Raw genomic sequence first — 24,512 nt, forward strand, 5'->3', positions numbered from 1 at the left:
CGGTTCCGCGGTGTTCGCGAAGGAACCCTGATTCACGCAGCGCGATGGACAACTGAAACGGAAACCCAATGAGCAAACAATTCGACGTCGTCGTCATCGGTGGCGGCCCCGGCGGCTACATCGCCGCCATTCGCGCGGCGCAACTCGGCTTCAACGTGGCCTGCGTCGACGAGTGGAAGAACGGCAAGGGCGGCCCTGCACCGGGCGGCACCTGCACCAACGTCGGCTGCATCCCCTCGAAGGCGCTGCTGCAATCGTCGGAGCACTTCGAGCAGGCCGGCCACCACTTTGCCGACCACGGCATCAAGGTCGAAGGCCTGGGCCTGGACATCGACAAGATGCTGGCCCGCAAGGACCAGGTCGTGAAGCAGAACAACGACGGCATCCTGTACCTGTTCAAGAAGAACAAGATCACGTTCTTCCACGGTCGTGCCTCGTTCGTGAAGACGGATGAAACCGGCTACGAACTCAAGGTGGCTGGCGCCGCCGAAGAGTCGATCAGCGGCAAGCACATCGTCATTGCCACGGGCTCCAACGCCCGTGCGCTGCCGGGCGCGCCGTTCGACGAGGAGAACATCCTCTCGAACGACGGTGCGCTGCGCATCGGCGCGGTGCCCAAGAAGCTGGGCCTGATCGGCTCGGGCGTCATCGGCCTCGAAATGGGCTCGGTGTGGCGTCGCCTCGGCGCGGAAGTCACGGTGCTCGAAGCGCTGCCGACTTTCCTCGGCGCAGTGGACGAACAGATCGCCAAGGAAGCCAAGAAGGCCTTCGACAAGCAGAAGCTCAAGATCGAGCTCGGCGTGAAGGTCGGCGAGATCAAGTCGTCGAAGAAGGGCGTGAGCGTTGCCTGGACCAATGCCAAGGGCGAAGCCCAGACGCTGGAAGTCGACAAGCTGATCGTGTCGATCGGCCGCGTGCCCAACACCATCGGCCTGAACGCCGAAGCCGTGGGCCTGAAGCTCGACGAGCGCGGCGCCATCGCCGTGGACGACGACTGCAAGACCAACCTGCCCAACGTCTGGGCCATCGGCGACGTGGTGCGCGGCCCGATGCTGGCGCACAAGGCCGAGGAAGAAGGCGTTGCCGTGGCGGAGCGCATTGCGGGCCAGCACGGCCACGTCAACTTCAACACCGTGCCGTGGGTGATCTACACGAGCCCCGAGATCGCGTGGGTCGGCCAGACCGAGCAGCAGCTCAAGGCCGCAGGCCGCGCCTACAAGGCCGGCACCTTCCCGTTCCTCGCGAACGGCCGCGCGCGCGCACTGGGCGACACGACCGGCATGGTCAAGTTCCTGGCCGACGCCGCGACCGACGAGATCCTGGGCGTGCACATCGTGGGCCCGCAGGCCAGCGAGCTGATCTCCGAAGCCGTCGTGGCGATGGAGTTCAAGGCGAGCGCGGAAGACATCGCGCGCATCTGCCATGCGCACCCGTCGCTGTCGGAAGCCACGAAGGAAGCCGCGCTGGCTGTCGACAAGCGCACGCTGAACTTCTGATCTCTTGACCAGCGTCAAACAGGCCTACGAGGCGGAACTCGCTGCGCGCGGGTTCCACAGCGATCCCGCGCAACTGCGCGCCGTGGAGGCGCTGGATCGCTGCGCCAACGAATGGGCCGAGTACAAGGCCCAGCGTTCGAATGCGCTGAAGAAGTTCATCAACCGGCCGGAGCTTCCGCGCGGCGTCTACATGTACGGTGGCGTCGGGCGGGGCAAGAGCTTCCTGATGGACCTCTTCTTCAACGCCGTGCCGCTGCGGCGCAAGACACGCCTGCACTTCCACGAGTTCATGCGCGAAGTGCACCGCGAACTGCGCGAGCTGCAAGGTACGGTCAATCCGCTCGACGAACTGGGCTTGCGCATTTCCAGGCGCTACAAGCTGATCTGTTTCGACGAGTTCCATGTGGCGGACATCACCGACGCGATGATTCTTCATCGGCTGCTGGTGTCGCTGTTCGAGAACGGCGTGGGCTTCGTCACCACCTCGAACTTCAAGCCCGACGATCTTTATCCCGGCGGGTTGCATCGCGACCGCATCCTGCCTGCCATCGCGCTCCTGAACGAGAAGCTCGAGGTGCTCAGCGTCGACAACGGCACCGACTACCGGCGCCGCACGCTGGAGCAACTGCGCATGTACCTCACGCCCAACGACGCGGCGGCCGAGAAGGAAATGCGCAAGGCCTTCGACAAGCTGGCCGAGGTGGCCGACGAAAACCCGGTGCTGCACATCGAGTCGCGCGAGATCCGCGCGCGGCGCAAGGCCGGCGGCGTGGTCTGGTTCGACTTCAAGACGCTGTGCGGCGGCCCGCGCTCCCAGAACGACTACCTGGAGATCGCGAGCCAGTTCCACACGGTACTGCTGTCCGACGTGCCGCACATGCCCGTGCGCATGGCTTCGGAAGCACGCCGTTTCACCTGGCTCGTCGACGTCTTGTACGACCGGCGCTGCAAGCTCATCATGTCGGCTGAGGTTCCGCCCGAGGCGTTGTACACCGAGGGTCCGCTGTCGCACGAATTCCCGCGCACGGTCTCCCGGCTCACTGAAATGCAGTCGAGCGAGTTTCTTTCCCTGGAACGCCGCATCGTCGACACCCGACTCACATGAAAAAATTCGCTCTTGTCCTGTTGATGTCGTTGGCCAGCCTGCCGTTGTGGGCGCAGTCCAATGCCGCCTCGGGTACCGTCGATCTCGAAGCCGAGAAGCGCAGGCTCTCGTCCGAGCGCGAGGCCATGGAAAAGCGCTTCCTGGAAGAGCGGACCGCCTGCTACAAGAAATTCGCGGTCGAAGACTGCTTGAGCGAAAGCCGAACCCGGCGCCGGGTCCAGTCCGACAGCATCAAGCGCCAGGAAACCGCGATCAACGACATCCAGCGCCAGCGCAGCGGTGCGGCCGAGCTGCAAAAGCTCGACCAGAAGGCCGCCACGCAGCGCGAGCAAGACACCAAAGAGAAGCAGGAACAGTCGATCCAGAACCAGAAAGACCGCGAGCAGCGCGCGGCCGACCATGCGGCCAGCCGAGCCTCTACTGCCGCCGGCGACGCCGAGCGCGAGCGCGCATTCCAGTCGAAGCAGCAGGCGCATGCCGACGAGCAGGCCAAGGCGGCCAAGCTTCGTGCCGACGCGCCGACGAACGTCCAGCGCTTCGAAGACAAGCAGAAGAGGGCGGCCGAGCACAAGGCCAGCGTCGAGCGTCAGAATGCGTCGCGCGACAAGCCACGCGGCGCGCCGCTGCCGCCGCCACCTCCCGCGCCGAACGCTCCGGCTCCGGCCGCACCCTGATTCGGGCACTGCCGCTGCGAAGGGCGCGCTCAGGCGGTTGCCGGCAGCGCGTCGAGCTTCAAGACCGCAATGGAGATGTTGTCGCCGGTGCCGCGCGCCCGGCGTCGTGCTTCACCCACCAGGATTTCGACCGCGTCGCGCGGTGGTTGCGCGTACAGCACGCTCGCCATTTCCTCGGGCGTGAAGTAGTGCCAGAGCCCGTCGCTGCATGCCATCAGCAGGTCGCCGGACTGCATCTTCGGAATGTAGTGCGGATCGATGGGAGGCGGCGTCGTGGTCATGCCGAGGCAGCCCAGCAGGATGTTGCCCTGTGGATGGGTATTGGCTTCTGCCTCGCTGATCTGGCCGCGGTCGATCAGCGCCTGCACGTACGAATGGTCGCGCGTGCGCTTGACGAGCTGTCCGTCGTGGAAGTGATAGATGCGCGAGTCGCCGGCATGGATCCAGGCGCATTCGCCCTTGGGATTCAGCAGGAAGGCCGCCAGCGTGCTGTGGGGCTCCTGTTCGCTGGAAACGGCGGTGAGCTTGATGACCGTGTGCGAGTCTTCCAGCATCTGCCTCAGCAGGACTTCGGGGTCGTCGCGGCCCGGCGCGTAGCGCGCGAAGAGCTGGCGTGCGGTCATCATCACCTGGTCGGACGCCTTGCGCCCGCCGCTGCGCCCGCCCATGCCGTCCGCAACGACACCCAGCACGCAGCCGGGCACCCGCGGGTGACTCATCATCAAGACCTGGTCCTGTTGGTACGGGCGGTCTCCCTTGTGGAGTCCGGTGGCCGCTGCTAGTCGAAAGCCTTGAGTCATGAGGCATGTGCGCCAAAGCGCGTGGTTCTGTCTTCTCGGGGATTCGTGTCAGGACGTATTATCGAATGAACATGCGACGCGCCAACTCTGCGTTCGCTCCCCACCGTTGGACTCCAATCTTCATTCCCTTTCCCGGCAGCTGATCGAGCTGCGTATCGAGCATGCCGATCTCGATGCCACCATCGACCGGCTGGCCGAAGGCTCGCCGCAAGACGAGCTGCTGCTGCGGCGCCTCAAAAAGCGCCGCCTCGCATTGCGCGACCAGATCACGCGCCTCGAAAACGTGCTCGACCCGAAAGAGCCGGCGTGACGGGCGCGCTCGAAGACAAGGTGCGCGACGCATTCGCGCAAGACGGCGCGCTGTCGCGTGCCGCCGAACAGTTCCGCGAACGCTCGGGCCAGACCGAGATGGCCATGGCCGTGGCCCGCACCATCGACCAGGGCGGCGTGCTCGTGGTCGAGGCTGGTACCGGGGTGGGCAAGACCTTCTCGTACCTCGTGCCGGCCTTGCTGAGCGGCGAGCGCGTGCTGCTGTCCACTGCCACCAAGACCCTGCAGGACCAGCTGTTCGGCCGCGACCTGCCTCGGCTGGTCGAGGCCTTCGGGCTGCCTGTGCGCACTGCGCTGCTCAAGGGGCGTGCCAGCTACCTCTGCCTGCATCGCCTGGACACCGCACGCCATGACGCCTCGCTGCCCGAGCGCGGCAGCCTGCGCACGCTCGCCAAGATCGAGCAATGGTCCAAGGCAACTCGCACCGGTGACCTGGCCGAGCTGCCGGGGCTGGACGAGCGTTCGCCGCTGATCCCGCTCATCACTTCCACCCGCGAGAACTGCCTGGGCGCACAGTGCCCGCAGTTCAAGGCCTGCCACGTCAACCTGGCGCGGCGCGAGGCGCTTGCCGCCGACATCGTCGTCATCAACCATCACCTGTTCTTTGCCGACCTCGCGGTGCGCGAGACCGGCATGGCGGAATTGCTGCCGACGGTGAGCGTCGTCGTGTTCGACGAGGCGCACCAGCTCAATGAAACCGGTGTGCAGTTCCTGGGCGCGCAGCTCGGCAGCGGACAGGCGCTGGATTTCGCGCGCGACATGCTGGGCTCGGGCCTTCAGCATGCGCGTGGCCTGGTCGACTGGCAGCAACTGGTGTCCGGCGTCGAGCGTGCCGCGCGCGAGCTGCGGCTTGTGGTCGGCAAACAGTGGCCGGGCGCCAAGCTGCGGTGGCTGGGCCCTTCGCCGGAAGGCATCGACCCCGACGCCTGGCAGCATGCGCTCGATGACCTTCAGCACTCGTTCGAATTGGCCGCCGAAGGGCTGGCCACCGTCAGCGAGATTTCGCCCGACTTCGTGCGGCTGCACGAGCGGGCACGCCAGCTCGCTAAGCGCACTGCGCGCTTCGCGCTGCCTTGCGAGGTCGACTCGGTGCGCTGGGTCGATGTCGGCTCGCAACTGCGGCTGATCGAGTCGCCGCTCGACATCGCCGATGCGATGCGCAAGCGCGTGCTCAAGATTGCCGATGAGTCGGATACCGATGAAGGCGGCGACGCGGAAGACGGCGACGAACTCGATGCCTACGGCGAGCGGCCCGCCCGCGAGGCGCCGGTGCACGAAGACAGCGGCCGAGCCTGGGTCTTCACCTCGGCCACGTTGGGCGACGAGCCCACGCTGCGCTGGTTCACCGAGCCCTGCGGCCTGCACGATGCCGAAGTGCTGCGGGTGCAGAGCCCGTTCGACTATGCCTCGCAGGCGGCGTTGTACGTGCCTCGCGCGTTCCCCAAGCCCAACGATCCCGCGCACAGCCAACGTGTCGCCCAGCTGGCTGCGCACGGCGCTACCGAACTCGGCGGCCGCACCCTGGTGCTGACGACCACGCTGCGCGCCTTGCGCACCATTGGCGACGCCATCAAGCAGCAGTTCGAACTGCTGGAGACCGAAGCTCGTCCCGAGGTATTGGTGCAGGGTGAACTGCCCAAGCGAGTGCTGATGGATCGCTTCCGCGAGGGCGCGAGTTCTGGGCGTGCGGGCTGCGTGCTGGTGGCGTCGGCTTCGTTCTGGGAGGGCTTCGATGCGCCGGGCGATGCGCTGCAACTGGTGGTGATCGACAAGCTGCCGTTCCCGCCGCCCAACGACCCCCTGGTCGAGGCACGCTCGCAGCGTCTCGAGGCGCAGGGGCGCAGTTCGTTCGCGGATTACTCTTTGCCCGAAGCGGCCGTGGCGCTCAAGCAGGGTGCGGGGCGGTTGATTCGGCGGGAAACCGACAGCGGCGTGCTGGCGATCTGCGACACCCGCCTGGTTGCCATGGGTTATGGCCGCCGCCTGCTGGCGGCGCTTCCGCCGATGCGGCGGCTCGAAAACGAAGCGGATTTCGACGCCGCGCTGGACGCGCTCAGGAGCTAGCCGGAGCGCAACCCGTTCAGGGCTGCTGGCCTTACCAGACCTTCCACCAGGGGTCTTCCTTGCCCTTGAAGCCGTTGGCAAGGTAGGTGCTCTGGGGGTAGTTGGTGGTCAGCACGCGCTGGGCGTCGTCGCGCAGGTCCTTCATGCCGAGCGCGTCGTACGACTTCACCATGATGTACAGGGCTTCCTCGAGCGCCGGCACTTCGCGGTAGTCGGACAGGGCGATCTGGGCACGGTTGATGGCTGCCAGGTAGGCGCCGCGCGAGTAGTAATAGCGGGCCACGTGAACCTCGTACTGCGCGAGCGAGTTCACGATGTAGTTCATGCGCTGGCGCGCGTCAGGGGCATAGCGCGACTCGGGGAAGCGGGTCACGAGGTCCTTGAACGACTCGAACGACTCCTTGGCGGCCTTCTGGTCGCGCTCGGACAGGTCCTGGCGCGTGAGGAACGCGAACATGCCGAGGTCGTCGTTGAAGTTGATCACGCCCTTCAGGTAGAGCGCGTAGTCGAGCGCGGGGCTCGCCGGGTGCAGCTTCATGAAGCGGTCGATGGTGGCGATGGCGCTGGCCTTCTCACCCGACTTGTACTGGGCGTAGGCCTTTTCCAGCTGGGCCTGCTGCGCGAGCGGCGTGCCGGCGGCGCGCCCTTCGAGCTTCTCGTAGAGCGGCACGGCCTTGTCGTAGGCTCCCGATCCGGCCTCGTCCTTGGCTTCCGCGTAGATCTTGTTGGGACTCCAGTTCGCGGTCTTGTCGACGGTGGTCGACGAGCAGCCGGCTGCGAGCAGGGCCGCCGCGCTGAGCGCGATCCAGGTGGGGACCGATAATTTGGCGCGAAACATCACATACGGCTTTCGTGAAACAGTTACCCTCAATTATATCGACCGACCCTTTGGGCAATACCCCCGAGAACCAGGAGGCGGCCGAACACGAGGAGGGCGCCGACCCGGCCGAGGCCAGCGAACTGCGGCCCTTCACCATCGATTTGGCCCAGCATGGCCAGCGGCTGGACCGCGCGCTGGCGGCCTTGGTGCCCGAGTTTTCCCGCAGTTACCTCCAGCAGCTCATCGAGGCCGGGGCCGTCGAGCTGCAGGGGCGCACCGTCACCAAGGTCTCGGCCGGCGTCAAGGCGGGGCAGGTGGGGCGCATCGAGCTGCGGCCCACGCCCCAGAGCCAGGCCTTCCGGCCAGAGCCCATGGACCTCGTCACCGTGTACGAGGATGAGCATCTGCGCATCGTCGACAAGCCTGCCGGGCTGGTCGTGCACCCGGCGCCGGGGCATTGGAGCGGCACGTTGCTCAACGGACTGCTGGCGCTCGACCCCAAGGCAGTGCTGCTGCCGCGCGCCGGCATCGTTCACCGGCTCGACCGCGACACCAGCGGGCTGATGGTGGTTGCCCGCACGCGGGCGACGATGGACGCGATGGTCGCGTTGATCGCCGCGCGCGAGGTCAAGCGGCAGTACCTTGCGATCGGGCACAAGCCCTGGGTCGGTGCGGCGGCCCGGCAGGTCGATGCGCCCATCGGACGGGATCCGCGCAACCGGCTGCGCATGGCCGTGGTCGACCTGGAACGCCATGCGGGCAAGACCGCGCGCACGCTGATCGAGAGGCTCGACAGCCATTCCGAAGGCTGCGTGGTGCGCTGTACCCTCGAAACCGGCCGCACCCACCAGATCCGCGTGCACATGGCGTCGATAGGGCATCCGCTGGTGGGAGACGCGCTTTACGGCGGCGCGCCGGCCGTCGGCCTGTCCCGCCAGGCGCTCCATGCATTCCGGCTGGCCTTCGTGCATCCGGTGACCCAGGAAGCCATGGAGTTCCGCTCGCCGCCGCCGCCCGACCTCGTTCAGGCTTTGCAGTCCTGGGGGCTGGATTACAATCGCGCCTGACGGCCCGAGGGCCGCGCCGGCCATCCGATGCCGGCCTTGCGTTGCATTCGCCGCGTGCCGGCAACGCCTACTCCTTTCATCCTTGTGAGCCAGCGTCTACCCAGGCGCCTTTTCCCGGATAACGCGAACCATGAATACGGCGGATGCCAAGCGCATTCTCGAAACCGCCTTGATCTGTTCGAGCCAGCCGCTGCCGGTGCGCGACATGCGCGTGCTGTTCGACGACGAGCTGGGCGTGGACACCATCAAGGTGCTGTTGCTTGAATTGCAGGAAGACTGGGCGCAGCGCGGCCTGGAGCTTGTGAGCGTCGGCAGCGGCTGGCGTTTCCAGAGCCGGCCAGAGATGCGCGATCATCTCGACCGGCTGCACCCCGAGAAGCCGCCGCGCTACACGCGCGCTGCCCTCGAGACGCTGGCCATCATCGCGTACCGCCAGCCCGCGACGCGCGGCGACATGGAAGACATCCGCGGCGTGACGATCAACTCGTTGATCCTCAAGCAGCTCGAAGACCGCGGTTGGGTCGAGGTGATCGGCCACCGCGAAACCGTCGGCAGGCCGGCGCTGTACGCGACCACGCGGCAGTTCCTGGACGACCTCGGCCTGGCGTCGCTTGACCAACTGCCGCTGATCGAGACGCCCGCGCAGCAGGCCGCCCTGGTCGACGCGCTCGAGCAGGCATCCGGCGAGCAGCAGGGGTTGCCGATGGATGCCGTCGAGGAGCCCGCCGAAGTGCCCGTGCCGGCGGAAGTGCTGTCCGAGGCTGCTGAAGCCGTGGAGGCCGCGCAGGCGCAAGTCGCCGAAAACGCCGCCGCCGCCGATGAATCCGAGGCGCCTTCGGCCGCCGAGCCCGTGCTGGCGCAAGAGCCCGAACAACAAGAACCCGACGGTCCGTCCGATGACGAGGCCGATCCCCAAGCAGTTTCTCCCGGAAAAACCTCATGAGCCCATCCGACACCGACGACGCGGCAATGCTGCCGGCCGAGCCCGAAGTCAAGAAGAAGAAAAGGGCGGCCACGCCCAGGAAGGCTGCGGTTGCCGCTGCCGAGTCGGCGGCGCCGGAGGCTGTATCCGAAGTGTCGGCTGCGCCGGCGGAGCCAGCGGCCGAGGCTGAGGTGCCCAAGAAGCCGCGCGCGCCCCGCAAGAAGAAGGTCGTGGAGCCGGCGGAGCAGTCGGTGTCCGAAGAAGCACCGTCGCCTGTGGCTGACGCTGCGCCCGTGGTTGAGGTCGTGGCCGTGGCCGTGGCCGAGGTGGCAGAAGAGCCTGTGCGGGCGCCCGAGCCCGTCGCCGCCGAACCGGCCCGCGAATACAGCGAGGAAGACGACGAGGAAGAGGAAGAGCCCGACGAGGAAGAAGACGACCTCGATCGCGCCCGCCGAGCCGCCGAGCGCGAGCAGCGCAATGCGCTGCCGCCCGAGCCGATCCGATTCGCCGACGTCATTTCCGGCCAGTTCGACGCCGACGAGGAAAGCCCCGAAGTCCCGCCGCTCAAGCGCGTGCTGCTGCCCGAGGCCGACTCGCCCAAGCTGCACAAGGTGCTGGCGCAGGCGGGCCTCGGTTCGCGGCTCGAAATGGAGCAACTAATTCTCCAGGGGCGCATTTCCGTCAACAACGAGCCGGCCCACATCGGCCAGCGCATCCAGTACGGCGACCAGGTCAAGATCAACGGCAAGCCCATCCGCTACCGTATCGCGCCTCCTCCGCCGCGTGTCATTGCGTACCACAAGCCCACCGGCGAAGTGGTCACGCATGACGATCCGCAGAACCGGCCCACCGTGTTCCGCAAGCTGCCGCGCCTGCAGCAGGGCAAGTGGCAATCGGTCGGCCGGCTCGACCTGAACACCGAAGGCCTGCTGCTGTTCAGCAGCTCCGGCGATCTGGCCAACCAGCTCATGCACCCGCGCTTCGGCCTGGAGCGCGAGTACGCGGTGCGCGTGCTGGGCGCACTCACCAGCGAAGAGAAGCAGAAGCTGCTCGACGGGGTGCGCCTGGACGACGGCATGGCCCAGTTCGGCACCATCGAGGACGGCGGCGGCGAAGGCTCCAACTGCTGGTATCGCGTGACGATTTCCGAAGGCCGCAACCGCGAGGTGCGCCGCCTGTTCGAGTCGGTCGGTCATGCGGTCAGCCGGCTGATCCGTATCCGCTATGGCGCGATGGTGCTGCCGCGCGGCCTGAAGCGCGGCGCCTGGATGGAGCTCGACGAGCGCGACATCCGCGCGCTGTTCCAGGCTTCAGGTGGTGCTGTCGCCCGACCCGGTCCGCAGCAACGCGGTCCTGGCCAGGAAGGCGGTGGAAACAATGGTCGCAACGGACGCAACAAGAAGCGCCGCGGCAACCGCAACGGCGGCCAGGGTGGCGGCCAGCCGCGCGAGATGCGCGACGACGGCAACCGCGGCGAAGCGCCGATTCCGAACCCGTTGGGCGACGGCCGTCCACCGCGCGGCGACCGTGGCCCGCGCCCCAATCGGGGTGGTGGCGGTAACGGCGGCCAGCAGCCGCAAGGACAAGGCCAGGGACGCCGCGGCAAGGGCGGCGGCAATCGCCAGGGGGACGACCGCCAGCCGAGCGGAGCCAACCAGCCCGATCCGATGAAGACCTCGCTTGGTTACATCGGCGCCGACAGCTTCTCGCGCCAGCGCAAGGAGCAGCGCGGAGGCCCCGGCCGCCGCGGCGGTGGAGGAGGTGGCGGAGGCGGCTTCGGCAACGCGGGTGGCGGACGTCGCCGCGGGCGCTGAAAGTCTCCCGTCGGAGCGCGGCCTTTCGCGGGGTTTTCATGAGCCCAGGGGGCTGCGCCGGTTAAAATCAGAGGCTTTGTCGACATACGGCGCAACAAACTCGTTGCAGTTGTGACAAAACTATTCAAAATCAAAGCTCCAGGAAGCATTTCAATGGCTATCGAACGTACCCTCTCCATCATCAAGCCCGACGCAGTCGCCAAGAACGTCATCGGCAAGATCGTTTCCCGTTTTGAAGCTGCCGGCCTCAAGATCGTCGCCGCCAAGCTGGTGCACCTGTCGCGCAACGAAGCCGAACAGTTCTACGCCGTGCACAAGGAACGTCCCTTCTTCAAGGACCTGGTCGAGTTCATGATCTCGGGCCCCGTGTTCGTGCAAGTGCTCGAAGGCGAAAACGCCATCGCCAAGAACCGTGACCTGATGGGCGCCACCGACCCCAAGAAGGCAGCTGCCGGCACCATCCGCGCCGACTTCGCCGACAGCATCGACGCCAACGCCGTGCACGGCTCGGACGCCCCTGAAACCGCAGCGAACGAAGTTGCATTCTTCTTCGCCGGCCTCAACGTCTACGCACGCTGAAGTCGTATCTCGACCGATTCCATGACCACGGCCAATCTGCTCGAATTCGATCTCGAGGGGTTGGCCGCGTTCTGCGAAAAACTCGGCGAGAAAAAATTCCGCGCCACGCAACTGTTCCGCTGGATCCACCAGCGTGGCGCCAGCGACTTCACCCAGATGACCGATCTGGCCAAGTCGCTGCGCGAGAAACTCGCGACCACCGCTCGTGTCGAGGCCCTGTCGGTCCTCACGCAGCACGAATCCAAGGACGGCACGATCAAGTGGCTGTTCGACGTCGGCGACGGCAATGCCGTCGAAGCCGTATTCATTCCGGAAGACGACCGCGGCACGCTGTGCGTGTCGTCCCAGGCTGGCTGTGCGGTCGGATGCCGCTTCTGCTCGACCGGGCACCAGGGCTTCAGCCGCAACCTCACCACGGGCGAAATCGTTGCCCAGCTGTGGTTTGCCGAGCACTTCCTGCGCAAGCACCTCAAGCGCGACGAGCGCGTCATCTCCAACGTGGTGATGATGGGCATGGGCGAGCCGCTGCAGAACTATTCCGCGCTGGTGCCCGCGCTGCGCACCATGCTCGACGACAACGCCTATGGCTTGTCGCGCCGTCGCGTGACGGTGTCGACCTCCGGCGTGGTGCCCATGATCGACCGCCTGGGCGCCGATTGCCCGGTGGCCATGGCCGTCTCGCTGCACGCGCCCAACGACGCGCTGCGCGATGACCTCGTGCCGCTCAACCGCAAGTACCCGATCGCCGAGTTGCTCGAGGCCTGCAAGCGCTACCTGGCGCACGCGCCGCGCGACTTCATCACCTTCGAGTACTGCATGCTCGACGGCGTCAACGACCAGCCGGAGCATGCGCGCCAGTTGATCGAGCTTGTTCGCACAAGCGGCGTGTCGTGCAAGTTCAACCTGATTCCATTCAATCCGTTTCCGGCCTCGGGCCTGCTGCGTTCGCCGCAGCCGCGCGTGCTGGCATTCGCCAGGACGCTGAGCGAAGCGGGTCTGGTGACTACCGTGCGCAAGACGCGGGGCGACGACATCGACGCCGCCTGCGGCCAGCTTGCCGGCGACGTCAAGGACCGCACCCGCGCAGCCGAGCGCATGGCCCAGCGCCGTGCAACCGAGCGCCCCATTGTTTTGCATCCGGTCCGCAAGACCGTTCCCGAGGAGCACTGAAGCAATGAGCATGGCCTTTCCGATGACGACCGCTAGCGCGCAGCGAATGCTGGCTGCGAGCTTTGCCGGCGTCGCCGTGACTTTTTTGCTCGCCGGTTGCGTCAGCACGCGCACCACCACCACGAGCCTGGCCGACACCAGTTCAGGCAAGGGCGTGGACATCGTCACCGAATCCGACGAAAGCTCCCGGCAGCGCCGCGCGCGGCTGCGCATGGAGCTGGCATCGGGCTACTTCGAGCAGGGCCAGACCAACGTCGCGCTCGACGAGATCAAGCAGGCGCTCGCCGCCGACCCCAACAATTCGGACGCGTACAACCTGCGCGGCCTGGTCTACATGCGGCTCGACGACGCCGGCATGGCCGAGGACAGCTTCCGCCGTGCCATCGCCATCAATCCGCGCGACCCCAACACGCGCCACAACTACGGTTGGCTGCTGTGCCAGCAGAACCGCTACGGCGACGCGGCAACGCAGTTCAACGAGGCGCTCGCCGTGCCCAGCTACGCCGACCGCGCCAAGACGCTCATGACGCGCGGCGTCTGCGAGCTCAAGGCGGGCCAGCGCGCGCAGGCCGAGCGCACCCTGCAGCAGGCCTACGAGATCGATGCCGGCAACCCGGTGGTCGGCTTCAACCTGGCCCTGGTGCTCTCGCAGCGCGAAGAATGGTCGCGTGCGCAGTTCTACATTCGCCGCGTCAACAACGGCCCCTCGGCGAGCGCCGAGACGCTGTGGCTCGGCATCAAGATCGAACGAAAGCTCAACAACCGCGAAGCAGTGGCGCAGTTGGGAGGCCAACTGCAACGACGCTTCCCCCAGTCGCGGGAGGCATCAGCGTACGAGCGCGGGAATTTCAATGACTGATCGGGTTTCGGAGTTCGGCACTTCCGCGGCACAGCCGCTCGAAGCAGCCGACATCACGCACAAGACCGCCGGCGACATGCTTCGCGAGGCGCGCGAGGCCCATGGCCTGCACATCGAAATGGTGGCGGCGGCACTCAAGGTGCCACCGCAGAAACTTCTGGCGCTCGAGGCCGACGACATCGCTTCGTTGCCCGACCCGGTCTTTGCGCGCGCGCTTGCCAGCAGTGTCTGCCGCGCCCTGCGCATCGATCCGGCACCCGTGCTCGCCAAGCTGCCGACCACGCAGAAGGTGTCGCTGGCCGCGGCCGACCGGACGCTCAAGACCAATATCTCGTCGGGCACGCCGCGCTGGACCGGCAGCGGCCGTTCGAGCGGCGGTCTGCCGTCGCGTGCGCTGCTGACGGTCGTGGTGTTGCTGCTGATCGGCGCCGGCGCGCTGTTCTGGCTGCCGCAGTCGGTCTTCGATCAGCTCGGCGCCTCCGTTTCCCGCCTGACCGCACGTGGCGCGGCCGATGGCTCCGCAACGAACGACGCGTCTGCAGATGCGCCGGCCGCATCGGGGGGCTCGGGCGTGGTCGCCCAGGCAGTGCCGGCCCAGCCGGTGGCACCGAACGGCTCGGTGAGCGCCGCAGGAGAGTCGCCAGCTGCTGCAGCTGCCCCGAATCCTGCCGCCGCAACCCCGGTCGCAACGGCACCGGCAGTCGCTCCGGCCGCAAGCAGCCAGCAGCTCGTCTTCGTGGCCCGTGAAGAGTGCTGGATCACCGTGACCGAAGCCGGCGGCAAGCAATTGCTGCGCCGCAGCCTGAAGGCTGGCGAGACCGTCGGCCTGTCGGGTGCGCTGCCGCTGTCCGTGGTGGTCGGCCGCGCGTCGAGCGTCGACGTGCAGGTGCGCGGCAAGCCCTTTGACCTGAAGCCCGTCACCAAGAGTGGTGGCGTGGCGCGTTTCGAGGTGACGTCATGAGCGACTGCCTTCCCATCGATTCGGCGGCGCCCAAGGCGCGCCGCTCGCGCCAAGCCAGCGTGGTCTGGGGACCGCGTGTCGTGACGGTGGGGGGCGACGCGCCGGTGCGCGTGCAGTCGATGACCAACACCGATACCGTCGACGCCATCGGCACGGCGATCCAGGTCAAGGAGCTTGCACTGGCCGGTTCGGAGATGGTGCGCATCACCGTCAACACGCCCGAAGCCGCGGCTCAGGTGCCCTACATTCGCGAGCAGCTCGACCGCATGGGTGTCGACGTGCCGCTGATCGGCGACTTCCACTACAACGGCCACCGCCTGCTCACCGACTATCCGGCCTGCGCCGAAGCGCTGAGCAAGTACCGCATCAACCCCGGCAACGTGGGCAAGGGCGACAAGAAGGACAAGCAGTTCGGCCAGATGATCGACGCCGCGATGCGCTGGAACAAGCCCGTGCGCATCGGCGTCAACTGGGGCAGCCTCGACCAGGAACTGCTCGCCAGCCTGATGGACACCAACAGCCAGCGTGCCCAGCCCTGGGATGCCAAGCAGGTGATGTACGAGGCGCTGATCACATCCGCCATCGAGTCTGCCAGGCTGGCCGAGTCGATGGGCATGGCCGGCAACCAGGTGATCCTGTCTTGCAAGGTAAGCGGCGTGCAAGACCTGATCTCGGTCTATCGCGAGCTGGCCAGGCGCTGTGAATATCCGCTGCACCTGGGCCTGACAGAGGCCGGCATGGGCACCAAGGGCACGGTGGCTTCGGCCACGGCTCTGTCGATCCTGCTGCAGGAGGGCATCGGCGACACCATTCGCGTGTCGCTCACGCCGCAGCCGGGCGAGTCGCGCACGCAGGAAGTGCTGATTGCCAACGAGATCCTGCAGGCGCTGGGCCTGCGCGTGTTCGTGCCGAGTGTCACCGCCTGCCCGGGCTGCGGCCGCACCACCAGCACCACCTTCCAGGAGCTGGCCAAGCAGATCGACGACTACCTGCGCATGCAGATGCCGGTCTGGCGCAACAAGTATCCCGGCGTGGAAACGCTGAAGGTGGCCGTCATGGGCTGCATCGTCAACGGCCCCGGCGAGAGCAAGCACGCCGACATCGGCATCAGCCTGCCCGGTACCGGCGAGGCGCCCGCCGCGCCGGTCTTCATCGACGGCGAAAAGGCGCTCACGCTGCGCGGCGACAATATCGCCAACGAGTTTCACCAGCTCGTAGAAACCTATATCGAAAAGCGCTTCGGCGGCGAGCACGCCGTCGCTGCCTGACACCTCCGCAGGATCCATGGCTGAAAAATTGAATGCCGTCAAAGGCATGAACGACATATTGCCGCCCGAATCGGCGCGCTGGGAGTGGCTCGAAGCCACCGTGCGCGACCTGATGGGGCGGTTTGCGTACCGCAACGTCCGCACGCCGATCCTCGAGCGCACGGCGCTTTTCGTGCGCGGCATCGGCGAGGTGACCGACATCGTCGAGAAGGAGATGTACTCCTTCGACGACCGCGCCGACAAGCATGGCAAGTTCGAGCAACTGACCATGCGTCCCGAGAACACCGCCGGCCTGGTGCGCGCGGTGATCGAGCACAACATGCTGTACGAGGGCCCCAAGCGCCTCTGGTACGCCGGCCCGATGTTCCGCCGCGAGAATGTGCAACGCGGACGTTTCCGCCAGTTCCACCAGATCGGGGCCGAGGCGCTGGGCTTTGCCGGCCCTGACGTCGACGCCGAACTGATCCTGCTGGCGAACGCGCTCTGGAAGGCCATCGGCCTGACCGATGTCCGCCTCGAACTCAACAGCCTCGGGCAGCCCGCCGAGCGGGCATTGCATCGCGCCGAACTCATCGCGCACTTCGAGAAGCATGCCGACAAGCTCGACGAAGATGGCAAGCGCCGCCTGCACAGCAATCCGCTGCGCATTCTCGACACCAAGAATCCGGCGATGAAGGACGTGGTCGAATCGGCGCCGAAGCTGATCGACTTTCTCGGTGCCGAGTCGCTCGCGCACTTCGAGGGGCTGCAGGCCATCCTCAAGGCCAACGACATCGCGTTCACGATCAATCCGCGCCTCGTGCGCGGGCTGGACTACTACAACCTATCCGTCTTCGAATTCGTGACCGACCGCCTGGGTTCTCAAGGCACGGTGTGTGCCGGTGGGCGTTACGACGACCTGATCGCGCAGATCGGCGGCAAGCCCGCGCCGGCCGTCGGCTGGGCCATGGGCGTGGAGCGTGTGCTCGACCTGCTCAAGGAGCAGGGCGCGGAGGTACCGGCACCGGTACCCGATGCCTATGCCATCGTGCCGGATGCCGCCTCCATGCCCATTGCGCTGCGCACGCTGCAGCAATTGCGCGAGATCGGCGTGCACGTGCAGATGCATGCGGCCACGGCTGACGGCCTCAGCAGCTTCAAGGCGCAGATGAAGAAGGCGGACGCCAGCGGCGCCACCTACGCCCTGATCTTCGGTGCCGATGAACTCGCACGCGGCGAAGTGACTCTCAAGGCGCTGCGCGACGGAAGCGGCGCGCAGACTTCCCGGGCACTTGCTGAAGCCCCCACATGGGCCGCCACCCTACAATCGCCGGCTTCCAACACCTGACACGCATGGCAACCCATCTCGATCTCGAAGAACAGGAACAGCTCGACCAGCTCAAGCATTTCTGGAATACCTACGGCACCCTCATCACGTGGACCGTCCTGCTTGTCGCCGGTGCCTTCGTGGCCTGGAACGGCTGGCAATACTTCCAGCGCAACAAGGCCGTGCAGGCCGCTGCCCTCTATGACGAGGTCGAGCGCACCACGCAGGCCGGTGACGTCGAGCGCATCCAGCGCGTGCTGGCCGACATGAAGGACCGCTTCGCCAACACCGCCTATGCACAGCAGGCCGGCTTGCTGGTCGCCAAGACGCTGTTCGAGAAGGGCAATGCCGAAGGCTCGCGCGCTGCGCTGGAGTGGGTCGCGCAGAACGCCGTCGACCCTGGCTACAAGGCTGTCGCCAAGCTGCGCCTCGCGGGTGAACTGCTCGACAGCAAGTCGTACGACGATGCGCTCAAGCAGCTCGACGGCAGCGTGCCCAAGGAATTCGAACCGCTGGTGGCCGATCGCAAGGGCGACATCTACCTGGCCCAGGGCAAGCGCAACGAGGCGCAAGCCGAGTACCGCAAGGCCTGGACCGGCCTCGGCGCCACCTCCGACTATCGTCGTCTGGTCGAGATCAAGCTGAACGCGGTCGGTGTCGACCCGAAGAGCCTGGCCCCGGTCGTCACTGTCACTCCCGCAGCTCCCAAAACTCCCTGACCGCATCATGAATTTCAAGCGTTTCATGCCTGAATCGACCGCCCTGCGTGCGGGATCAGCCCTTGTTTTGGTCGCTTTCCTGGCCGCCTGCTCGGGCACCAGCAAACCGAAGCCCGAAGAACTGCCTGCCAATCCGGCCCTGCTGGGTGTGCGCCAGGCCTGGACGGTGCGGATCCCCGAAGTCAAGTTCCCCCTCACCGCCAACATCAGCGGCGACATCGTCACCGTGGCCGGCAGCGACGGCACCGTGGTTGCCATCGATGCCCGCGCCGGCCGCGAAACCTGGCGCGCAAGCGCTGGCGCGCCGCTGGCTGCCGGTGTCGGCAGCGACGGTTCCCTGGCGGCCGTCGTCACCGCCGGCAACGAACTGGTGGCCCTCGAGAACGGCAAGGTGCTGTGGAAGCAGAAGCTGTCCGCGCAAGCCTTCACCGCGCCGCTGGTCGCTGGCCGCCGCGTGTTCGTGCAGACCGCCGACCGCAGCGTCAGCGCCTGGGACGGCCAGAGCGGCCGTCGCCTCTGGATCCAGCAGCGTGCGGGTGAAAACCTGGTGCTGCGCAAGTCGGGCGTATTGATGGCTGTCGGCGACACGCTGGTGGCCGGCCTTGGTGGCCGCCTGGTCGGCATCAACCCGGGCAACGGCACCTCGCGCTGGGAGGCTCCCATTGCCGCGCCGCGTGGCACCAACGACGTGGAGCGCCTGGTCGACCTGACCGGCAGCGTGAGCCGCATCGGCGACTCGGTCTGCGCACGGGCCTACTACGCCAGCGTCGGCTGCGTCGACACTGCGCGCGGTACGCTGGTCTGGAGCAAGCCGGCTTCGGGCGCCGACGGCGTCAGCGGCGACGACCGCTTTGTCTATGGCACCGAATCCGACGGCAGCGTCATCGCCTGGCGCCGCGGCGACGGCGAACGTGCCTGGCAGATGAGCCGCCTCAAGAATCGCGAGCTGACCTCGCCGCTGGCCGTGGGCCGCTCGCTGATCATCGGCGAGAGCACCGGCACGCTGCATTTCGTGTCGCGCGAAGACGGCGCTCTGCTCAATCGTGTCACTCCCGATGGCTCCGCCATCACCGTTGCGCCGGTGCTCGTCGGCAACACGGTCGTGGTCGTGACTGCCAAGGGTGGTGTGTTTGGCTATCGCCCTGAATAATCTTTTGAATCTTTTCTCGCAAGGCCCGACCATGAAAACCGCGCCATCGAAAGGCCGGCCATGAAGCCGGTCGTGGCCCTGGTCGGGCGTCCCAACGTCGGCAAGTCGACGCTGTTCAATCGCCTGACCCAGACGCGCGACGCCATCGTTGCCGATTTCGCCGGCCTCACGCGCGACCGCCACTACGGCAACGGTCGCCTGGGCAAGCACGAGTTCATCGTGATCGACACCGGCGGCTTCGAGCCCGATGCCGGCAGCGGCATCTACAAGGAAATGGCCAAGCAGACGCGGCAGGCCGTGGCTGAGGCCGACGTGGTGATCTTCGTCGTCGATGCCCGCGAAGGCCTGTCTGCGCAAGACCATGACATTGCGAACGAACTGCGCCGTCTCGGCAAGCCCTGCGTGCTCGCGGCCAACAAGGCCGAAGGCATGCACGACGGCACCAAGCTCGTGGACTTCTACGAGCTCGGGTTCGGCGACGTGCACGGGGTTTCCGCGGCACACGGTCAAGGCATGCGCGACCTGGTCGAGCTTGCGCTCGAACCGCTGAACCTGCCCGATCCGGATGACGAGTCGGACGAGGACGAAGTCAACAAGCCGATCAAGCTGGCGGTGGCGGGGCGGCCCAATGTGGGCAAGTCGACGCTGATCAACACCTGGCTTGGCGAAGAGCGCCTGGTGGCATTCGACATGCCCGGCACCACGCGCGACGCGATTTCAGTGCCTTTCGAGCGCAACGGCCAACGTTTCGAGCTGATCGACACGGCCGGCCTGCGCCGCAAGGGCAGGGTGTTCGAGGCAATCGAGAAGTTCTCGGTGGTCAAGACGCTGCAGGCCATTGAGTCGGCCAACGTGGTACTGCTGCTGCTTGACGCCACACAGGGCGTGACCGATCAGGATGCCCACATCGCGGGCTACATCCTCGAAAGCGGCCGCGCGGTGGTGATCGCCATCAACAAGTGGGACGCGGTCGACAGCTATCAGCGCGAGCAGATCCAGCGGCAGATCGAAACCCGGCTGCCGTTCCTGAAGTTCGCGGCATTGCATTTCATCTCGGCCATCAAGCGCCAGGGCCTCGGCCCGGTTTGGCAGGCAATTGCGCAGGCTCACAAGTCGGCCACGCGCAAGATGTCCACGCCGGTGCTTACCCGGTTGCTGCTGGAGGCGGTGCAGTTCCAGGCGCCCAAGCGCGGCGGCATGTATCGGCCCAAGCTGCGCTATGCGCACCAGGGGGGCATGAATCCACCGGTGATCGTGATCCACGGCAATTCCCTCGAACATGTGACCGATGCTTACAAGCGGTTTCTCGAGGGGCGCTTCCGCAAGGAATTCGATCTGGTGGGTACCCCCTTGCGAATCGAATTCAAGAGCTCCCACAATCCTTTTGCCGACAAGGACGACTGAGTCATTGGCCGCCGATGGCGGCCAATGACTTGCAGCGGGGGCGGAAGTTCCGTCTTTTGAGAACCGTTATTTTCTCAAGGCTTTTGACTTAGGTTGCTGCAGCGCGGAAACCCTGTGTTAAGGTCATCTCTCCAACAACTACTCTTGAACACGGAGAATATCGTGAGCAATAAAGGGCAACTTCTGCAAGACCCGTTTCTGAATACCTTGCGTCGCGAGCATGTGCCGGTTTCCATTTATTTGGTCAACGGTATCAAGCTGCAAGGGCAGATCGAGTCTTTTGACCAGTACGTCGTGTTGCTTCGCAACACAGTGACGCAAATGGTCTACAAGCACGCCATTTCCACCATCGTGCCGGGTCGTGCCGTCAATTTCTCGGCTGCCGAGAACGACGACGCCGCTGCCTGATAGCGCGGAGCGCGGCGGCCTCAGGCCGTCGCGCTTTTTCCCAATTCTGATCCCGCTTGTCTGAACAGATCCCCCGCCAGGAAGGCGCCGCCGTTCTCGTCGGCGTAGATTTCGGGCTGCCCCATTTCGACAGCGAACTCGAGGAACTCGGCCTGCTTGCGCAGACTGCCGGCCTCACGCCCGTCGCCCATCTCTCGTGCAAACGCAAGGCTCCTGACGCGGCATTGTTCGTCGGCAGCGGCAAGGCCGAAGAAATCAAGGAACTGGCCGCCCTCCACAGGGCGAGCGAAGTCATCTTCGACCAGGCCCTGAGCCCCGCCCAGCAGCGCAACCTCGAGCGCCAGCTCGACGTCGCGGTGTACGACCGCACTTTCCTCATTCTCGAGATCTTCGCGCAGCGCGCCCGCTCGCACGAAGGCAAGCTGCAGGTGGAACTTGCTCGCCTGCAGTACCTCAGTACCCGGCTGGTCCGGCGCTGGTCCCACCTGGAGCGCCAGACCGGTGGTGCGGGTGTGCGTGGTGGCCCGGGTGAAAAGCAGATCGAGCTTGACCGCCGGATGATCGGCGAGTCGATCAAGCGCACCCGCGAGCGGCTGGCCAAGGTCCAGAAGCAGCGCGGTACGCAGCGCCGGCAGCGCGAGCGGCGCGACACCTTCAACATCTCGCTCGTCGGCTATACCAACGCCGGCAAGTCCTCGCTGTTCAACGCGCTGGTCAAGGCCCGCGCCTATGCGGCCGACCAGCTGTTCGCCACGCTCGACACCACCACGCGCAACCTCTACCTGGGCGATGCGCGGCGCCAGGTGTCGATCTCCGACACCGTGGGCTTCATTCGCGACCTGCCGCACGGCCTGGTCGACGCGTTCAAGGCGACGCTGCAGGAGGCGGTCGACGCCGACCTGCTGCTGCACGTCGTCGACGCCTCCAACCCCCATTACCCCGAACAGATGGCCGAGGTGCAGACCGTGCTGCGCGAGATCGGTGCCGACACCGTCCCGCAGCTTCTGGTCTTCAACAAGCTCGACGCCCTTGAAAGCACACAGCATCCGCTGCATCTGCAGGACGAGATGGAAATCGACGGCGTGCAGGTTCCCCGCATCTTCCTGAGCGCCAGAAGCGGCGAGGGCGTGCCGTTGCTGCGCGCCGAGCTCGCCCGGCAATCGGGCTCCGTAGCCGATACGATGTCCCCTGAGGCGAACGCTGAATTGCACGATGCGGCCAATTGATTGGGCACAATCCCGCCACTGACAAGAGAACGAAGCGAATGAATTCAAAGCCAGCGCGGAGAGGGTTTCTGGGCATGTTCAATCTGAACGATGGCCGGTGGGGTCGTGGCGACGAGCCGTCCTCCAACGGTGATCGCCCAGCCGGCAACCGTCCCCCCGACGCCAATCCTCCAGGCGCACCGACGCCCCCGCCTTCGGGCAACAACAGCAACAACAACGACCGTCCCCGCGGCCAGGGCCCCAACCAGGGCCCGCCCGACCTCGACGAACTCTGGCGCGACCTCAATCGCAAGCTCGGCGGTTTCTTCGGCGGTGGCAAGGGCGGCGGCAACCGTCCCAGCGGTGGCAACAGCAACGGTGGCGGCAACGGCTACCGGCCCGACATGAAAAACGCAGGATTCGGCCTTGGCCTGGTGGCTGCCGTGGCCGTCCTCATCTGGCTCGGCACCGGCTTCTTCATCGTGAACGAAGGCCAGCAGGCAGTCGTGACCCAGTTCGGCCGCTACAAGACGACTGTCGGCGCGGGCTTCAACTGGCGCCTGCCGTACCCCATCCAGCGCCACGAAGTGGTGGTGGTCACGCAGATCCGCTCCACTGACGTGGGCCGCGACGCCATCGTGCGCTCCACCGGCTTGCGCGAGTCGGCCATGCTGACCGAAGACGAGAACATCGTCGAAATCAAGTTCGCGGTGCAGTACCGCCTGAGCGACGCGCGCGCCTGGCTGTACGAGAGCAAGTCGCCCGCCGAGACCGTCGTGCAGGTGGCCGAGACCTCCGTGCGCGAGGTGGTCGGCAAGATGAAGATGGATGCCGCGCTGGCCGAAGAGCGCGACCAGATCGCACCGCGCGTGCGCACGCTGATGCAGACCATTCTCGACCGCTACAAGGTCGGTGTCGAAGTGGTCGGCATCAATCTGCAGCAGGGCGGCGTGCGTCCGCCCGAGCAGGTGCAAGCCGCGTTCGACGACGTGCTCAAGGCCGGCCAGGAGCGCGAACGCGCCAAGAACGAAGCGCAGGCCTACGCCAACAACGTGGTGCCGCTCGCCACTGGTACGGCTTCGCGCCTGAAGGAAGAATCCGAAGCGTACAAGGCGCGTATCGTGGCGCAGGCCCAGGGTGATGCTGGCCGCTTCGCCTCGGTGCTGGCCGAGTACCAGAAGGCGCCGCAGGTGACCCGCGACCGCATGTACACCGACGCCATGCAGCAGATCTACGCCAGCACGACCAAGGTGCTGGTCGACAGCAAGCAGGGTTCCAACCTGCTGTACCTGCCGCTCGACAAGCTGATGCAGCAAAGCGGAAACAGCAGTGCCGCGCCCACGCCGGTCGATGCGGCCAGCCCCAACGTGGCCGGCACCGCTCCGCCGCAGTCTTCGGTGATCCCGGTAGCGCCCGTGACAGGCGACGTGCGAGCCCGCGACGGCCGCTCGCGCGACCGCGACGTGCGTTGAACAAGGACTAGAAGAACATGAACAGAATCGGATTCATCGCATCGTCGATCCTCGTCTTGCTCGTGCTGCTGAGCTCGACCCTCTTCGTGGTCGACCAGCGCCAGTTCGGCGTGGTCTATGCCCTTGGCCAGATCAAGCAGGTCATCACCGAGCCGGGCCTCAACTTCAAGCTGCCGCCGCCGTTCCAGAACGTGTCGTACATCGACAAGCGGCTGCTGACGCTCTCCAGCATAGACACCGAGCCCATGCTCACCGCTGAAAAGCAGCGCGTGGTGATCGACTGGTACGTGCGTTGGCGCATCAGCGACCCGCAGGCCTACATCCGCAACGTCGGTCTCGACGAGAACGCCGGCGCAATGCAGCTCAACCGCGTGGTGCGCAATGCGTTCCAGGAAAACATCAACAAGCGCACTGTGCGCGACCTGATCTCGGTGCGCCGCGAGGCCCTGATGGCTGACGTGCAGCGTGAAGTTCTGTCGGTGGTGAAGGGCGCCAAGCCCTGGGGCGTCGATGTGGTCGACGTGCGCATCACCCGCGTCGACTACGTGGAAGCCATCACCGAATCGGTCTACCGCCGCATGGAGGCCGAACGCAAGCGCGTGGCCAACGAACTGCGCTCTACCGGTACGGCCGAAGGCGAAAAGATACGCGCTGATGCAGACCGCCAGCGCGAAGTGATCGTTGCCAACGCCTACCGCGACGCGCAGAAGATCAAGGGCGAGGGCGATGCCCAGGCCGCTGCCGCCTACAGCGAGTCCTTCGGCCGCGACCCGCAGTTTGCGCAGTTCTACCGCAGCCTCGAGGCCTACAAGCAGAGCTTCAACAAGAAGAGCGACGTGATGGTGCTGGACCCGTCGTCGGACTTCTTCCGCGCCATGCAGGGCTCGGGTTCCTCCACCAACGCTCCTCGCCGTTGATT

The 24,512-nt window shown here is 66.1% G+C and carries 23 protein-coding genes; 21 read left to right on the forward strand and 2 right to left on the reverse strand.

Features of this window, described 5'->3' with window-relative positions; genetic code table 11:
• The first annotated feature begins 68 nt into the window (after window positions 1-68).
• From lpdA to ACWV14_RS14350, 3 genes are read left to right on the forward strand one after another with little or no spacing between them, the layout of a single operon-like run.
• Window positions 69-1,496 (forward strand): dihydrolipoyl dehydrogenase, encoded by a 1,428-nt coding sequence (gene lpdA, locus ACWV14_RS14340; protein WP_422086276.1) that lies wholly within the window; start codon window positions 69-71, stop codon window positions 1,494-1,496.
• A 4-nt stretch (window positions 1,497-1,500) separates the two neighbouring features.
• The gene (zapE, locus tag ACWV14_RS14345) at window positions 1,501-2,601 is read left to right on the forward strand and encodes a cell division protein ZapE (protein ID WP_422086277.1); all 1,101 of its coding nucleotides are present in this window, start codon (window positions 1,501-1,503) and stop codon (window positions 2,599-2,601) included.
• A complete protein-coding gene (locus ACWV14_RS14350; RefSeq protein ID WP_454909209.1) occupies window positions 2,598-3,275 on the forward strand; it encodes a hypothetical protein in 678 nt (225 codons plus the stop codon). Before zapE ends, ACWV14_RS14350 begins: the two co-directional genes overlap by 4 nt.
• Before the next feature lie 29 nt (window positions 3,276-3,304).
• On the opposite strand, the gene ACWV14_RS14355 is transcribed toward ACWV14_RS14350, so the two are convergent.
• The gene (locus tag ACWV14_RS14355; protein WP_454909210.1) at window positions 3,305-4,075 is read right to left on the reverse strand and encodes a PP2C family protein-serine/threonine phosphatase; all 771 of its coding nucleotides are present in this window, start codon (window positions 4,073-4,075) and stop codon (window positions 3,305-3,307) included.
• Between the two features lie 106 nt (window positions 4,076-4,181).
• Here ACWV14_RS14355 and ACWV14_RS14360 point away from each other — a divergent pair, with 106 nt between their 5' ends.
• The gene (locus ACWV14_RS14360) at window positions 4,182-4,385 is read left to right on the forward strand and encodes a YdcH family protein (RefSeq protein WP_422086280.1); all 204 of its coding nucleotides are present in this window, start codon (window positions 4,182-4,184) and stop codon (window positions 4,383-4,385) included.
• Window positions 4,382-6,469 carry an ATP-dependent DNA helicase gene (locus tag ACWV14_RS14365; RefSeq protein WP_454909211.1) on the forward strand — a complete coding sequence of 696 codons (2,088 nt, stop codon included), beginning with the start codon at window positions 4,382-4,384 and terminating at the stop codon, window positions 6,467-6,469. The genes ACWV14_RS14360 and ACWV14_RS14365 overlap by 4 nt, the downstream gene beginning before the upstream one ends.
• 31 nt (window positions 6,470-6,500) lie before the next feature.
• Here the strand turns inward: ACWV14_RS14365 and ACWV14_RS14370 are convergent, their stop codons facing one another.
• The gene (locus tag ACWV14_RS14370) at window positions 6,501-7,307 is read right to left on the reverse strand and encodes an outer membrane protein assembly factor BamD (RefSeq protein WP_422086282.1); all 807 of its coding nucleotides are present in this window, start codon (window positions 7,305-7,307) and stop codon (window positions 6,501-6,503) included.
• Window positions 7,308-7,357: 50 nt separating this feature from the next.
• Here ACWV14_RS14370 and ACWV14_RS14375 point away from each other — a divergent pair, with 50 nt between their 5' ends.
• The 16 genes from ACWV14_RS14375 (at window position 7,358) to hflC (ending at window position 24,510) form a co-directional block, all read left to right on the forward strand.
• The gene (locus ACWV14_RS14375; RefSeq protein WP_454909212.1) at window positions 7,358-8,356 is read left to right on the forward strand and encodes an RluA family pseudouridine synthase; all 999 of its coding nucleotides are present in this window, start codon (window positions 7,358-7,360) and stop codon (window positions 8,354-8,356) included.
• A 130-nt stretch (window positions 8,357-8,486) separates the two neighbouring features.
• Window positions 8,487-9,299, forward strand: coding sequence for an SMC-Scp complex subunit ScpB (gene scpB / locus ACWV14_RS14380; RefSeq protein WP_422086284.1), 813 nt, complete (start codon window positions 8,487-8,489; stop codon window positions 9,297-9,299).
• Window positions 9,296-11,092, forward strand: a complete 1,797-nt coding sequence (locus ACWV14_RS14385; protein WP_454909213.1) for a pseudouridine synthase — start codon at window positions 9,296-9,298, stop codon at window positions 11,090-11,092. Before scpB ends, ACWV14_RS14385 begins: the two co-directional genes overlap by 4 nt.
• 153 nt (window positions 11,093-11,245) lie before the next feature.
• Window positions 11,246-11,671, forward strand: a complete 426-nt coding sequence (gene ndk / locus ACWV14_RS14390; protein WP_019653122.1) for a nucleoside-diphosphate kinase — start codon at window positions 11,246-11,248, stop codon at window positions 11,669-11,671.
• 21 nt (window positions 11,672-11,692) lie between these two features.
• Entirely contained in the window at window positions 11,693-12,841 is a 1,149-nt protein-coding gene (gene rlmN / locus ACWV14_RS14395; protein ID WP_422086286.1) for a 23S rRNA (adenine(2503)-C(2))-methyltransferase RlmN, read from the forward strand.
• Between the two features lie 4 nt (window positions 12,842-12,845).
• A complete protein-coding gene (gene pilW, locus ACWV14_RS14400; protein ID WP_454909214.1) occupies window positions 12,846-13,700 on the forward strand; it encodes a type IV pilus biogenesis/stability protein PilW in 855 nt (284 codons plus the stop codon).
• Window positions 13,693-14,661, forward strand: a complete 969-nt coding sequence (locus tag ACWV14_RS14405; RefSeq protein ID WP_454909215.1) for a helix-turn-helix domain-containing protein — start codon at window positions 13,693-13,695, stop codon at window positions 14,659-14,661. Before pilW ends, ACWV14_RS14405 begins: the two co-directional genes overlap by 8 nt.
• Window positions 14,658-15,929 carry a flavodoxin-dependent (E)-4-hydroxy-3-methylbut-2-enyl-diphosphate synthase gene (gene ispG / locus ACWV14_RS14410; RefSeq protein ID WP_081269100.1) on the forward strand — a complete coding sequence of 424 codons (1,272 nt, stop codon included), beginning with the start codon at window positions 14,658-14,660 and terminating at the stop codon, window positions 15,927-15,929. Before ACWV14_RS14405 ends, ispG begins: the two co-directional genes overlap by 4 nt.
• A gap of 16 nt (window positions 15,930-15,945) precedes the next feature.
• Window positions 15,946-17,256, forward strand: coding sequence for a histidine--tRNA ligase (gene hisS, locus ACWV14_RS14415; protein WP_454909216.1), 1,311 nt, complete (start codon window positions 15,946-15,948; stop codon window positions 17,254-17,256).
• Between the two features lie 5 nt (window positions 17,257-17,261).
• Window positions 17,262-17,954, forward strand: a complete 693-nt coding sequence (locus ACWV14_RS14420) for a YfgM family protein (RefSeq protein WP_454909217.1) — start codon at window positions 17,262-17,264, stop codon at window positions 17,952-17,954.
• Window positions 17,955-17,961: 7 nt separating this feature from the next.
• Entirely contained in the window at window positions 17,962-19,104 is a 1,143-nt protein-coding gene (gene bamB / locus ACWV14_RS14425) for an outer membrane protein assembly factor BamB (RefSeq protein ID WP_454909218.1), read from the forward strand.
• A gap of 60 nt (window positions 19,105-19,164) precedes the next feature.
• Window positions 19,165-20,508 carry a ribosome biogenesis GTPase Der gene (gene der, locus ACWV14_RS14430; RefSeq protein WP_454909219.1) on the forward strand — a complete coding sequence of 448 codons (1,344 nt, stop codon included), beginning with the start codon at window positions 19,165-19,167 and terminating at the stop codon, window positions 20,506-20,508.
• A 162-nt stretch (window positions 20,509-20,670) separates the two neighbouring features.
• Entirely contained in the window at window positions 20,671-20,916 is a 246-nt protein-coding gene (hfq, locus tag ACWV14_RS14435; protein WP_012747311.1) for an RNA chaperone Hfq, read from the forward strand.
• Window positions 20,917-20,972: 56 nt separating this feature from the next.
• Window positions 20,973-22,142 (forward strand): GTPase HflX, encoded by a 1,170-nt coding sequence (gene hflX, locus ACWV14_RS14440; protein ID WP_106934243.1) that lies wholly within the window; start codon window positions 20,973-20,975, stop codon window positions 22,140-22,142.
• A 74-nt stretch (window positions 22,143-22,216) separates the two neighbouring features.
• Window positions 22,217-23,593, forward strand: a complete 1,377-nt coding sequence (gene hflK / locus ACWV14_RS14445; protein ID WP_422086294.1) for an FtsH protease activity modulator HflK — start codon at window positions 22,217-22,219, stop codon at window positions 23,591-23,593.
• 17 nt (window positions 23,594-23,610) lie between these two features.
• Window positions 23,611-24,510 carry a protease modulator HflC gene (gene hflC / locus ACWV14_RS14450; protein WP_081269107.1) on the forward strand — a complete coding sequence of 300 codons (900 nt, stop codon included), beginning with the start codon at window positions 23,611-23,613 and terminating at the stop codon, window positions 24,508-24,510.
• Window positions 24,511-24,512 lie beyond the last annotated feature (2 nt).

Source organism: Variovorax durovernensis (assembly GCF_977011995.1).

Bases quoted from the DNA above. Each gene is read 5' to 3' on its own strand.
- lpdA (WP_422086276.1), top strand. From the start codon at position 69: ATGAGCAAACAATTCGACGTCGTCGTCATCGGTGGCGGCCCCGGCGGC.
- ACWV14_RS14350 (WP_454909209.1), top strand. From the start codon at position 2,598: ATGAAAAAATTCGCTCTTGTCCTGTTGATGTCGTTGGCCAGCCTGCCG.
- ACWV14_RS14355 (WP_454909210.1), bottom strand. From the start codon at position 4,075: ATGACTCAAGGCTTTCGACTAGCAGCGGCCACCGGACTCCACAAGGGA.
- ACWV14_RS14370 (WP_422086282.1), bottom strand. From the start codon at position 7,307: ATGTTTCGCGCCAAATTATCGGTCCCCACCTGGATCGCGCTCAGCGCG.
- scpB (WP_422086284.1), top strand. From the start codon at position 8,487: ATGAATACGGCGGATGCCAAGCGCATTCTCGAAACCGCCTTGATCTGT.
- ACWV14_RS14385 (WP_454909213.1), top strand. From the start codon at position 9,296: ATGAGCCCATCCGACACCGACGACGCGGCAATGCTGCCGGCCGAGCCC.
- ndk (WP_019653122.1), top strand. From the start codon at position 11,246: ATGGCTATCGAACGTACCCTCTCCATCATCAAGCCCGACGCAGTCGCC.
- rlmN (WP_422086286.1), top strand. From the start codon at position 11,693: ATGACCACGGCCAATCTGCTCGAATTCGATCTCGAGGGGTTGGCCGCG.
- pilW (WP_454909214.1), top strand. From the start codon at position 12,846: ATGAGCATGGCCTTTCCGATGACGACCGCTAGCGCGCAGCGAATGCTG.
- ACWV14_RS14405 (WP_454909215.1), top strand. From the start codon at position 13,693: ATGACTGATCGGGTTTCGGAGTTCGGCACTTCCGCGGCACAGCCGCTC.
- ispG (WP_081269100.1), top strand. From the start codon at position 14,658: ATGAGCGACTGCCTTCCCATCGATTCGGCGGCGCCCAAGGCGCGCCGC.
- hisS (WP_454909216.1), top strand. From the start codon at position 15,946: ATGGCTGAAAAATTGAATGCCGTCAAAGGCATGAACGACATATTGCCG.
- ACWV14_RS14420 (WP_454909217.1), top strand. From the start codon at position 17,262: ATGGCAACCCATCTCGATCTCGAAGAACAGGAACAGCTCGACCAGCTC.
- bamB (WP_454909218.1), top strand. From the start codon at position 17,962: ATGAATTTCAAGCGTTTCATGCCTGAATCGACCGCCCTGCGTGCGGGA.
- der (WP_454909219.1), top strand. From the start codon at position 19,165: ATGAAGCCGGTCGTGGCCCTGGTCGGGCGTCCCAACGTCGGCAAGTCG.
- hflK (WP_422086294.1), top strand. From the start codon at position 22,217: ATGTTCAATCTGAACGATGGCCGGTGGGGTCGTGGCGACGAGCCGTCC.
- hflC (WP_081269107.1), top strand. From the start codon at position 23,611: ATGAACAGAATCGGATTCATCGCATCGTCGATCCTCGTCTTGCTCGTG.